Source organism: Bacillus cereus group sp. Bc031 (assembly GCF_027716265.1).
GTDB lineage: Bacteria > Bacillota > Bacilli > Bacillales > Bacillaceae_G > Bacillus_A > Bacillus_A paranthracis.
Genome location: NZ_JAQFUL010000119.1, coordinates 1 through 10,915 on the forward strand (window position 1 = coordinate 1; position 10,915 = coordinate 10,915).

The following is a 10,915-nucleotide window of genomic DNA, read 5'->3' on the forward strand; positions in this document are numbered from 1 at the left end:
TAGCTAGCTTTTTAGAAAGAATAACGTTTTTTGTCACTTGGGGGTAGTGAAAATTCTTAAGTTGATGGGCATGGGGTGCTTATTGCAAATATGTTTATTCATATGGTGTTTATACTAGCGTATCCGTTACTTATCGGATTAATTGTACAGGTTGTTCTGCTTCAGAAGATGAAAAAACCTTTTTATCGGAGCGGAAAAGAATTAACGGAACAGTTAAAACTAAAGAATATATTTCTAGTAGAATCAAACATTTTAGGGGATGAAGAAGGAACCGTCTATGAGGTGCATCAAATGCCTTTTTCATTTTCTAATGGATTAATTAATAAAGATAAGAGTTATAAAGTCATAAAACAAGAGTATGATAGAAAAGTCAAAGAGGATCTAACGAAAATTGCAAAATGGCAAGTTACAACAAAAACTAGACTAGTTACGACAACACATTTTCGTTTATATACAATTTGGCAGAAAAATAGTACGGGTTATCAATTGAAAAAAATAGAGGATTGTGTTGATCCATATGCAAAGATGAATCTCATACAATGGATGATTGCATCATTCTGTACGACTGGTCGTATCAAGTATGATAAGAAACCAAAAGAGTGGGAAAGCTACGAATGGATTGCTTTAAAATAAAAAGACAAAAGTATATAACTTTTGTCTTTTTATTAATTTATACAGCTCAATGAACTATGCATTTTTTTTAGCTAGTTCTAAATATGCTTCATGTTTAGTTATTCCACTGATATCAAGTCCAAAATCAAAATCATCCTTTTTTGATTGGTAACCATAAGATACTAAACCGGAATCCTTATGATTCTCAGGGAAGTAAATTAGTACTTTTGCATTTTTATAGTCTTTTAAATGCAATAATTCGTACAGTTTTTCAATTAGATATTCGCTAATTAGGTTAATAGCACTTGTTCCGCCAACAATAGTATAAAGGTCATCATAAATGTGCAATGCATGATTTTTTCTATCAACGAATAGTAAAAAGTGATTGTAACCTACGTGGAAGTTTTCTATTACTAAATGGTATTGCTCATCATGGCTAGTAGGAAATAAGAAAATATCAAATGAATCTTTAGTTACCAAAATAGCTGTTTCTTCATTTTTTTGGTCCTTTTTGAACATTTTAAACATGAAAATCCTCCTCCGAAGAACATGTGTTTGTTATGATTGTAACACGAATTGGATTTAGTTAATAGTAAATAAAGGAAGAATAAAAAATAAGGCCTTATTAAATGACGAATGAGATATGACTCAATATCTCATGTAGGATAATTTTATTATACATAATTTTCAAAAGAAACAAAAATAAACATGTTCATTTTTTTGAGAAAACATAAAGTTATTGAAATTTAGATGCGAATTGATTAATATAAATATATATTTAATGTTTAATTGATTCCGTTTATTCCCACACCTTATTGTGTTGTGGTTGAGTTGTAGAAGCAAGTTGCGTCTTGTTTCATTTATGAAAGGGCTTCTTTGAGCCGATTAGTGTATATATAGCTTATTTTGCTATGCACATTTTTAATCGACTTGAAGGAGCCCTTTTTGTGTTGTTTTCAAGTTAGGAATCACTTGTAAAAAGGTATTTAGATTTAGGTATACAAATAAAAAACACTGTGAGAAAAAACACAAGATTTGTGTTTTTTTTGCTTTGGAAGGGGATCATTATAATGAAATACGAACATGCAATTACACTAGATAAACCATTACTATCACTAGAGGAGATAATAAAAATCTTTCAGAGGAATGAAGTTACTCAACCAATTCGAGAGCGTAATTCTAGCATATTCCGTGATACAGAAGACTATATTGCAAATAAAATGACAGCCTTACACATCAACTCTGATGAGTATTACAATACGATTTTTTTACCAATTTTACGCCATGATTGTGAAGAAGATTGTTATTTTCCATTTGAAAGGAAGTACTGTTTAGAGGTGTATGGATATCCATGTACGTTAGAAGATATGTTTAAGGAATGGGGTCTTTATATTATTAACAAGATGGATTGTACATTAGAAAAAGTTATGTCTGAGTATGTAGAGGTTACAAATCCTTTATTTGATCCGACTGTAGAAGAATTGGCCAGAATTATTAAATATAACAAAGAGCGAACTAAGGAGTGTAGTAGATTATTTAATATTCCTCTTGAGCCATTAAAGAAACTATTAAAGGAGTCCTCCCATACCGTTATTGAGATTATTCAAAACGTTGAAATGGAGGACATATCAAAACTTCCTACACACTTAGGTGTTCAATTTGCTTATAGAAGGGAAACGAAAGAACTTTACATGTATCATGGAGAAAAACATTTGCCGTGGCTTTATCGAGTATTACTTTTTCTTCATATTTTTGAGTTATCTATTCTACGTGTAAAGTAATCAATTGTTGTGAAGTAGAAAAATAAAAAATATATAACCAGGGGGAAATTCAAATGAAAATGAGTTATGAAGTATCTATATTTTGTTCTGCACATCCAGATGATTTTATGCCAAATTTACGTGCATTACGAATGAGAGTTACAAAGGAAGGAGCATTTTGGGAACGAGATTGTTATCAGTTTTCCATTAAACCATCAAACTTGTCACAGCGAGCAGCCAAACAAGCAGGGGAAATCTTTTTGTATCATGTCTATTTCAATGGATGTATACGAGATTTCCTTTTTTTATTGGAGCGATGCTTTAGAGGAACAAGTTATCGCTTCACTGCAATCCGTGGTTTCCTAGAAATAGAAGGGTATTCCATTAAGAAATGGAAACCGATTCTACACAGCCATTATGTAAAGCCTGCAGATGTGGATTATCTTTTTAAGAAGGATGATCTAGCGATGATTGTGCATCATAATGGAGTGTTAGAAGTGGTTAAGCGTGCAGAAAAAGGTGAAGAATTAAAAAAAGTAAACTTTCTAAATGTAGATAGCTGGTTACAGGCACTAAATCCGACAAAAGAAGATCTTTTCTCTTTAACAGGTGTGAGTGTATCTTAATGAGTAATTTGCAAAATCATGTGAAAGTGTACAGACAGAGGGAATGACAGAAATCCGTAGTTAAAAACGACTATGAATTTCTGTCTTTTTATTTTATTAAGGAGGATTTTAGCATGAATTTATTTGAACTGTTCGATTTAGAGGTAAGAGAAAACATAATAGTACAAGATGTGAGGACAGATAAACAAGTTCGCAATCGATACAGCTATGATGTTGGTGAGAAATTAGTAGGAGCTAAGAAAGAGCTACGAGCCTTAAAAGAATCATTTTTAGTATCATTTTCTTTAAATGTTTTAGCAGAAATTGAAAAAGAATCTCCAGTAGAAGCACTCAATACATTGGATCGAAATACATTGATTCCATTTTCTTTTGAACTAGAAAAAGAAAATGATATCCCGGCACGTGTTGCAAAGTTAAAGCAATTACTAGTGGGCAGGATTGATAAGAAGCCAATTGTAGATACACCGACTGCAAGAAAACTGTATGTGCAAGCATGTAGAAGAATATGGCATGATATACAGTTAATACATACCTCAGAACAATGGATAGATCTTGTTGGTTCTTACGGTAAGGAAATGCAAAACGGTTGGTATGCATTTAAAAAAAATAAGAATGTCACATACACATTTAAAAGAATGGTAGAAGAATATTTTGATGAATTTGTTGATGCAGATGGTATGGAGTTATTAATATTAGGAAAGAAATTCATATCACTTTGTACAAATTCAAAAAGTATTAAATCTACATACCTTCGTGTATCACATGAACTAACATGGAATGATTTACTTACGAAAAAGGTTACGACCCGTAAGAAATCCGCAGCTGCTTGGAGTAGGAAACTGCCAGTTACCCTCCAAAGAAAAGGACCAAAAGTAGAATTTGCTACCAAACCTGAAGACGTAGTTACTATGTTTGGATTGAAGGGAATGCAATTTGGACATTATTGCACCGAACAATATGCGAAAGAACATATTGAGCATGTATCTGAGGCGTTACATGATGTAGCCCGTATATTGGGGATTCCACCTAAATACATAGGGCTAGGAGGACGCTTAGGGCTTGCAATTGGTGCGAGAGGAAGCGGCAATGCATTAGCACATTATGAACCTTCTACCAAAGTCATTAATTTAACTCGTGATAACGGGGTTGGAGCATTGTGTCATGAATGGGGTCATGCATTGGATCATTTCTTGTATGATTGTAGTCATGATTTTCAAAACGGGAGCCTTGCTTACTTATCTAGTGGGAAGAGTGTCGGGAATATTTTGCCTGCTATTATCAAAGATAAGATGCAAGCTGTGTTAGATGCCTGTAAACAAGGAAAAGTGGCCAGATTAATTAATGTGGAAAATGCTTATGATAGAAAGTGGTATTTCTATGGTAGTGTCATCAATAGTTATGATGTATATAAGGGAAATGTGTCAGGTATTCTAGAATCATATCACTTAAGTTCGTACAAAAAGCTGGATACCTTATCAGGCGCAGCTAAGACGCGTATGGAACGTAAGGTTGAAAAAGAATTTGAGAAAACCGCACAAATGTTGGCTGCTTATCACTATAAAAAAACAGGCGAAAAACTTAATGAAATATCTTATCAAGCGACAGGGTCTGTATACTTTGATACAGCCATTAAGTTAGATAAGAAGAGAACCAAAAAGTATTGGTCTACGAATCATGAGATGTTTGCTAGAGCATTTGAATCGTATGTAGAATCAGCTTTGCTAGATCAAGAACATAGAAACGATTATTTAGTTTGTGATACATATTCTTTTGTATATCCATTAGGAGAACAAAGAGAATATCTAAATAGAAGTATAAAGAGTTTAATGGAAGTAGCTGTTCCATATATAATTAACAGTATACAAGGAGTGGGGAATAATGAATTATAACATTCAAAAAGGTCAATTTCGTTTAACGAGTGCTTATCCAAGAGGTAGCTGGTGGGAATTTTACCGTGTCACGTGTCCGATTTGTCATGATACAGGTAATTGCATGCTGCATGTTTCGCAAGAGAAGGTAGCGTGTACACGTGTAGAAAGTAAATGGATTTACGGAAAAAACACGGGCAACCCAAGCTACATTCACTACATAAATGGAAAAGATAAGTATCAATTGCCTGAGGCGGATGAAGTTCAGATTCATGATAAGAAAAGCAATGAGGAATTAGATGTGTTTAATCGGAAATTAATGGATTTCATACCATTGCAGGAGCATCATCATACACATTTATTACGAGATAGAAAAATGAGCGAGGAACAAATACAAGTACGTCAATATCGTTCATTCTTAAAACAACAAATTGTGTTAGAGGAGGATAATACATATACCACCGTTTGGGAACAGTTATTTAAACAGATTGGGAATAAAAAATGCTGGCAGGGAATCCCAGGATTTTATGAAATGAAGAAAGGTCAACTTTCTCTTCGTTTGATGTCAGGATCTCCTGGTATATTGATCCCTTTTCGAAACCAGTACAATCAAATTGTTGGATGGCAGGTTCGTGTGGATGAAGTGAAAAACTCCGTTCATGTGAAATCGGCATCTCCTGGAGTTCAAGCGGAATTAATCGAGCAGCCTAATGTTGTAAAGATAACTAAAGATGGTGATTGTATCTTTGAAGGCGAACTAGAAGTGAGCAAAAAGGTAGAGATTCCATTTCAAGAGGGACAAATTGTTGTAAAGATCCATAAAGGGCAAAAATATCTATGGCTCTCATCAGCAAACAAAAATCAAGGGGCTGGTGCAGGTGGTAGTGAAAATCCACTTCCTGTACATGTAGCGGTACCAAGTTCTCATTTAAAACATTGGAATTCTGGTACATTGCATCAAACGAAATCAGTAATGATCACAGAAGGACCTATGAAAGCCGATTTGATTGCTGATTTGATTCCAGAGAGATTTAATAAAGAGGAGATTTCTGAAATAGGAACAACGGTTCTTGCGATTCCTGGTGTAAATGCTTGGCGAATTGCTATGCCTGTATTAAAGGATATGGGTGTAGAAAATGTCTATTTAGCGTTTGATGCCGATTTAGTAGAGAATCAAAAAGTAAGGAAAGCTCTTATAGACTTTGCGACAGAGTTAAAGCGAGTGGGCTATAACGTAGTTATTGCAGCATGGAACCCAACACAAGGGAAAGGTCTCGATGATGCAATGCAAGCTTCTTTCAAGCCCGTTTTTCGCACAATATAATAAATCATATTATTTTAGCTAGGGGATTTTATATAAAAGAAAGGTGTGTATGAAGGATATGGATATTATGCAACAATTAATGGACGTAGACAAAAAAGCTAGGGAACAAGAAAGAATGGAACTCATTCAACGATTTTATAGTGAAGGAGTTTCTATCACGACAATTGCAAATGCGACAAATATGTGTGAAGAGGATATTTCGTATATGTTAAATAACTAGTATCCATATATGGTGAGATGAATAGAGGGGGAAAAGATAGAATTGTAATTCTATCTTTTTTTATGTCCTAAAATACAATTTTAAAACGAGAAAGGTAGAGGAAGAACATGAGTGTCTATGTAAAAAAGAATCTAGTAAATTTACGAGTTGATTATGCTTTTAAGCGTCTGTTTGGAGTAGAAGGAAATGAAGATATATTAATAGGGTTTCTTAATGCGGTACTACAATCATCTATTGATGAAGAAATTACATCTTTGCACTTAGATGATCCGCATCTTCCAAGAGAGCAGAAGGATGATAAATTATCTATTTTAGATTTGCGAGCTACTCTGAATAATGGTATAAAATTAAATATAGAGATTCAAGTTCGAGACAAAAAAGATATGATAGAGCGTTCTTTGTTCTACTGGGCTGGCATGTATTATTCTCAAATGACTCAAGGGATGAAGTACACAGAATTAAGACCAACCATTTGCATTAACATAGTAGATTTCATTCTGTTTCCAGAAGAGCAAGAGTTTCATAATGTTAATACAGTGATGAACAAGAAATCGAAGCGCATTATTACTGAAAATATGCAGTTGCATTTTCTTGAAATTCCAAAAGTGATTCAAGAATGGCGAGGAGAACGAATGAATCCATGGGAAAATTCTTTAGCGCGTTGGTTATTATTATTCCCTGCGCATGAGGATGAGAAATTAACAACAATCCTGGAGGCGATAGCAATGGAAAAAGATCCAGTTTTGAAAAAAGCAATAGAGGATTGGGAGCGTTTAAGTAGCGATAAGGATTTTTTACGCTTATATGAGGCTAGAGAAAAAGCAATAAAAGATAGAATATCAGAAATAGAAACGGCAGAAGAAAAAGCTACCAAGAAAGCCACAGAAGAGACTAGAATTGCAACTAAGATAGAGATAATTCACAATTTAATTCATGTCGGTGTACCTATAGAGAAAGTAGCGGAAGCCACTGAATTAAGTGTGGAAGAGGTTAATGAAATTTTAAAACATAAAGAGTAAATATAAATGATCAAAAATAGGTAATTGTGATTACAAACAATTACCTATTTTTGATTTTTAATTGATGCCCATTTTGTGATTATAACTATATTTTTTCTTGCTTTAGGATTTCCTCTAATTCATAACGAAATTCATTAGTCTTCTTAACATCCTTTAAGATTGCCTCAAGATCCTCTTTTTTAACAAGTTCTCTAATGGAATAGTTAAATACCATTAATCTACCGTATCTTTGTTCAATCTCTTTAAACCACGTTTCTTTTTTCAATAACTTAAAGTTTTTACGAATCATTTTTTCCTTTTTTGAAGGAATCGACATAACGATCCCAACCAATACATCACTGATTAATTCACTCATGAACAAGTCTCCTTTTTCTTTCATTTTAACATTAAGAAAAAACGATATGTCGTACAAAATTGAATATATAGCTAGTTATCTAGAATACAGTTTAATTTAAAATATTATATCTGCACTTATTTTTTTGTGGTTAGCCTTGGTTTGAATCTACACATTTTTTTTGCTACAAATTTGAATACGATATAATAAAAATGGTATGGTACGATCCAAACAAAGTAGACAAAAAGTAATAAAGGTGTAAATAAGGGGTTGTATTTTTAAAATCGTATTGCTATAATATAAACGTAATAAGATTTTACAATAAAATATAAATTTAATCAGTTCGCATATAAGAGAAGACCTCAATATGCGCCATGTCCTTAGGGGACGTGTGCGTGTATTGGGGTCTTTTTGCGTTTTGCGAGCAAAAACACCCGGAGGTGCAGGAATTATGTTGAATTGGTTGTCTGCAAAACTTATGACAACATCAGTAGGAGATTTCTTACTGGCAAAAAATAGTTTTTCGAAAGGGCTTGGTGGTAATGGTGGTGGCGGTAATGCTGAAACCGTTCAAAAAAGCATGAACACTTTGGTGAAAACCTTAATTGGTTTTGGGGGAATTTGGGTAGCAGCTTGCGTTGTATTTGCAGCTATTAAACTATCTGGAGCACAAGGGAAGAACCCTGAAAACCGTACACAAGCTATGATTGGTTTAGCTTGCGCGGCAATTGGAGGCTTTGTCATGATCAAAGCTTACGATATCGCTGCTTGGGTTACGACAATCTAACATAAGAGTTTGTACAAGCTCTCCTCTATTTGGGGAGAGCTTCTCTTATACAAGGGAGGAAACAAAATGAGAAAAGTAACCGTTCCTGTTGATATGACTTCGGAACAAAAAACACTATTAGGTGTGCTGAGCAAACGCCAATTGATTTATCTATTAGGTGGCGGAGCATCCCTTTATTTATATGTACCATTTTTATGGCGACTATTTGCACCTATTGATGCGGTAGTAGCGTTTTTTATTTGCTTAATTTTAGCACTACCGACGGTAATAGGTGTTATAACGTTTGCGTTTATATATAAAGAAAAACAACACATGTATCTAGATAAGTATCTACTTATTAAAATGCGTAGCCGTTCCGAAAAAGGTAAGTGGAGAAAAGGATACGAGCCAACTACATGGGCAAAGGAGAACTTATAAATGTTAGAAATGATATATTTTGCAGCAATAGCCATTGTGGGATTTTTCTTTTATCGGAAAATGAATGGAAAACCGCTGTTTGGTTCTAAGAAAAAAGGGAAAAAGCAAGGTGGAGTAGAGAAACACACTACTGAAAAAGCTGGAAAGAAAAATAAAAAAAATACGCCTGCTGAATCGGAAATTGATGAGGATAATGTTGACTTCTTTCGTGCTTTTGTAGAAGACATTAAGGAAATCGATAATCATATGATTCGATATCATGATGATACATTTGTTCTGATTGCGGAAGCACATCCAGTTAACTATTATTTACTCTCCAATATGGAACAAGAAGCAATTGATATCAAAATTGAATCATGGTTAACCACATTAGAATTTAATACGAAAGTATATATTCAAAGTAAGTTTGTGGATTTAACAGATCCTGTACGCAAAATGACAGAAACGATGAAAGGTGCGAAGGACCTTACACCAGAGACGGTTCTATATGGCCAAGAAGTTATCGATAACTTAGAGTACTGGCAGCGTTCGCAACCTCGATATGAACAAAAGCGTTATTTAATTTATCCATACAAGGTTGATATTAGTACGATTACTGCTGATACAGAGGAAGAGTTGGAAGAAAAGATTGTGGATAAGGCGTTTAACGAATTATATCGCCGTTATAATGCTTCTCGAAATCTACTATCGAAAGCAAAAATTAATGTAGAAATGTTAACGAAAGATAAATTAATAGAACTTTTATATGTAGCATTTAACCGTCGGAAAGCTGTAAAAGCTCGTTTCCAGGACTTAATTGAAAATGAGAATTTCTCCCTCTATTCAACAGGGGAAACAAATGAAAGAAAACTAGAGTTAATGAAGAAAGTGCTAGCAGAAGAAAAGGCAGAAAAATCAAATAACGGGGTGGCGTAAACATGAAGTTGTTCGGAAGAAAGAAAAAGGAAAAGAAAAAAATAGAAGCAGAAGAGAGGGACGAATTGGAGCTAGAGGAGGAAGAGTTGGAAGAAGAGGAAGTACCGACGCAATTAGACAATCAAACAACAGTGTTTGATGTTATTGCCCCAGAAGGAATGAAAATTGATGCAGAAGATTATGGGGTTATTAAACAATCTTTAGGAAGTAATACGTTCTTCCGTCCGTTTTATATTCCACGTGATGGATATCCACGTATGATGCAAACGAATTGGCTGAACATGTTAACTTCAGCCGGGGAAGTGGATGTCATGATTGATATTCATAAAGAGCCAAAAGCTAAGGCAATGCGATCATTAGATATGCAGCTGACAATGTTACGTTCGAATCTTTCTTTCCAACGTACACGAGGAAACATTGACCAAGAAAAAGACTTAGATGCAAAAATTCAAGATACAAACAATTTAATGGATGAAATCCAGTTCAATGAAAACGACTCGTATATGGTGAGTACAATGGGTGTTGCTTACGCAGAATCAAAGAAAGAATTGGACGTTTTATGTGAGTATATTGAAGATGAAATGCAAGCATCTCATTTTAAGATAGCAAGTACTTGGAACCGTGTGAAAAGTGGTTTGAAAGCTACTATGCCACTAGGGGCACCAAATACGCTGCAAGATACTTATCGGAACATCGATAGACGTGCTCTATGTACATTTGCACCCTTTGTGTCAGGATCCGGAAGATTTAACGGTGGTATACCAATAGGAAAGAATAAAATTACTGGCCAAGTAGAATTTTTAAATTCATTCGGGAATGCAGATTATCGTCCACCAAACTATAACATTGGTGTGACAGGAATTTCAGGTTCCGGGAAAAGTTTACTTTTAAAAATGAAGCTCGCTCGTGAAACATCACTTGCAGATACACATGCAATGATTATCGATCCAGAGGGAGGTGCGACACGTTCCTAAGTGAAAAGCTTAGGCATTGTCGAACTTACAGTTCAACAGTGAACTGTCATTCCAAGAAG

At 34.5% G+C, this 10,915-nt stretch carries 12 protein-coding genes and 1 pseudogene; 11 read left to right on the plus strand and 2 right to left on the minus strand.

The features are described 5' to 3' along the window. Positions 1-90 precede the first annotated feature (90 nt). On the plus strand, positions 91-633 hold the full coding sequence (locus tag PDQ33_RS26525; protein WP_270756897.1) for a hypothetical protein: 543 nt from the start codon (positions 91-93) through the stop codon (positions 631-633). 54 nt (positions 634-687) lie between these two features. Here PDQ33_RS26525 and PDQ33_RS26530 read toward each other — a convergent pair whose 3' ends face one another. Beyond that, the gene (locus PDQ33_RS26530) at positions 688-1,140 is read right to left on the minus strand and encodes a hypothetical protein (RefSeq protein WP_061885144.1); all 453 of its coding nucleotides are present in this window, start codon (positions 1,138-1,140) and stop codon (positions 688-690) included. 542 nt (positions 1,141-1,682) lie between these two features. Between PDQ33_RS26530 and PDQ33_RS26535 the strand changes: the two genes are divergently transcribed. The 6 genes from PDQ33_RS26535 (at position 1,683) to PDQ33_RS26560 (ending at position 7,429) form a co-directional block, all read left to right on the plus strand. Continuing rightward, complete coding sequence (locus PDQ33_RS26535) at positions 1,683-2,393, plus strand: hypothetical protein (protein WP_270756889.1); 711 nt, start codon at positions 1,683-1,685, stop codon at positions 2,391-2,393. A gap of 53 nt (positions 2,394-2,446) precedes the next feature. Continuing rightward, positions 2,447-2,998 carry a hypothetical protein gene (locus PDQ33_RS26540; protein WP_063676496.1) on the plus strand — a complete coding sequence of 184 codons (552 nt, stop codon included), beginning with the start codon at positions 2,447-2,449 and terminating at the stop codon, positions 2,996-2,998. A gap of 113 nt (positions 2,999-3,111) precedes the next feature. Then, positions 3,112-4,887: an LPD1 domain-containing protein gene (locus PDQ33_RS26545; RefSeq protein ID WP_270756891.1), complete on the plus strand. Its 1,776-nt coding sequence runs from the start codon at positions 3,112-3,114 to the stop codon at positions 4,885-4,887. Beyond that, complete coding sequence (locus PDQ33_RS26550; RefSeq protein WP_270756894.1) at positions 4,877-6,190, plus strand: DUF3854 domain-containing protein; 1,314 nt, start codon at positions 4,877-4,879, stop codon at positions 6,188-6,190. The genes PDQ33_RS26545 and PDQ33_RS26550 overlap by 11 nt, the downstream gene beginning before the upstream one ends. Before the next feature lie 67 nt (positions 6,191-6,257). Continuing rightward, a complete protein-coding gene (locus PDQ33_RS26555; RefSeq protein WP_172452034.1) occupies positions 6,258-6,410 on the plus strand; it encodes a hypothetical protein in 153 nt (50 codons plus the stop codon). Positions 6,411-6,517: 107 nt separating this feature from the next. Further along, entirely contained in the window at positions 6,518-7,429 is a 912-nt protein-coding gene (locus PDQ33_RS26560; protein ID WP_048519935.1) for an Rpn family recombination-promoting nuclease/putative transposase, read from the plus strand. Between the two features lie 85 nt (positions 7,430-7,514). On the opposite strand, the gene PDQ33_RS26565 is transcribed toward PDQ33_RS26560, so the two are convergent. Further along, positions 7,515-7,784 (minus strand): hypothetical protein, encoded by a 270-nt coding sequence (locus tag PDQ33_RS26565; RefSeq protein ID WP_048519936.1) that lies wholly within the window; start codon positions 7,782-7,784, stop codon positions 7,515-7,517. Positions 7,785-8,130: 346 nt separating this feature from the next. Between PDQ33_RS26565 and PDQ33_RS26570 the strand changes: the two genes are divergently transcribed. The 4 genes and pseudogenes from PDQ33_RS26570 to PDQ33_RS26585 all read left to right on the plus strand — a co-directional run. Next, on the plus strand, positions 8,131-8,550 hold the full coding sequence (locus PDQ33_RS26570) for a hypothetical protein (RefSeq protein ID WP_001996082.1): 420 nt from the start codon (positions 8,131-8,133) through the stop codon (positions 8,548-8,550). Positions 8,551-8,616: 66 nt separating this feature from the next. After that, a complete protein-coding gene (locus tag PDQ33_RS26575) occupies positions 8,617-8,967 on the plus strand; it encodes a PrgI family protein (RefSeq protein ID WP_001233532.1) in 351 nt (116 codons plus the stop codon). Next, positions 8,968-9,882: a hypothetical protein gene (locus PDQ33_RS26580; RefSeq protein WP_000892008.1), complete on the plus strand. Its 915-nt coding sequence runs from the start codon at positions 8,968-8,970 to the stop codon at positions 9,880-9,882. A gap of 2 nt (positions 9,883-9,884) precedes the next feature. Next, a pseudogene (locus tag PDQ33_RS26585) lies at positions 9,885-10,838 on the plus strand (hypothetical protein); the annotation flags it as partial. Positions 10,839-10,915 lie beyond the last annotated feature (77 nt).

Excerpts from the sequence above, each read along its gene's own strand:
- PDQ33_RS26570 (WP_001996082.1), top strand. The coding sequence starts at position 8,131 with ATGCGCCATGTCCTTAGGGGACGTGTGCGTGTATTGGGGTCTTTTTGC.
- PDQ33_RS26565 (WP_048519936.1), bottom strand. The coding sequence starts at position 7,784 with ATGAGTGAATTAATCAGTGATGTATTGGTTGGGATCGTTATGTCGATT.
- PDQ33_RS26575 (WP_001233532.1), top strand. The coding sequence starts at position 8,617 with ATGAGAAAAGTAACCGTTCCTGTTGATATGACTTCGGAACAAAAAACA.
- PDQ33_RS26540 (WP_063676496.1), top strand. The coding sequence starts at position 2,447 with ATGAAAATGAGTTATGAAGTATCTATATTTTGTTCTGCACATCCAGAT.
- PDQ33_RS26545 (WP_270756891.1), top strand. The coding sequence starts at position 3,112 with ATGAATTTATTTGAACTGTTCGATTTAGAGGTAAGAGAAAACATAATA.
- PDQ33_RS26530 (WP_061885144.1), bottom strand. The coding sequence starts at position 1,140 with ATGTTTAAAATGTTCAAAAAGGACCAAAAAAATGAAGAAACAGCTATT.
- PDQ33_RS26580 (WP_000892008.1), top strand. The coding sequence starts at position 8,968 with ATGTTAGAAATGATATATTTTGCAGCAATAGCCATTGTGGGATTTTTC.
- PDQ33_RS26535 (WP_270756889.1), top strand. The coding sequence starts at position 1,683 with ATGAAATACGAACATGCAATTACACTAGATAAACCATTACTATCACTA.
- PDQ33_RS26525 (WP_270756897.1), top strand. The coding sequence starts at position 91 with ATGTTTATTCATATGGTGTTTATACTAGCGTATCCGTTACTTATCGGA.
- PDQ33_RS26555 (WP_172452034.1), top strand. The coding sequence starts at position 6,258 with ATGCAACAATTAATGGACGTAGACAAAAAAGCTAGGGAACAAGAAAGA.
- PDQ33_RS26550 (WP_270756894.1), top strand. The coding sequence starts at position 4,877 with ATGAATTATAACATTCAAAAAGGTCAATTTCGTTTAACGAGTGCTTAT.
- PDQ33_RS26560 (WP_048519935.1), top strand. The coding sequence starts at position 6,518 with ATGAGTGTCTATGTAAAAAAGAATCTAGTAAATTTACGAGTTGATTAT.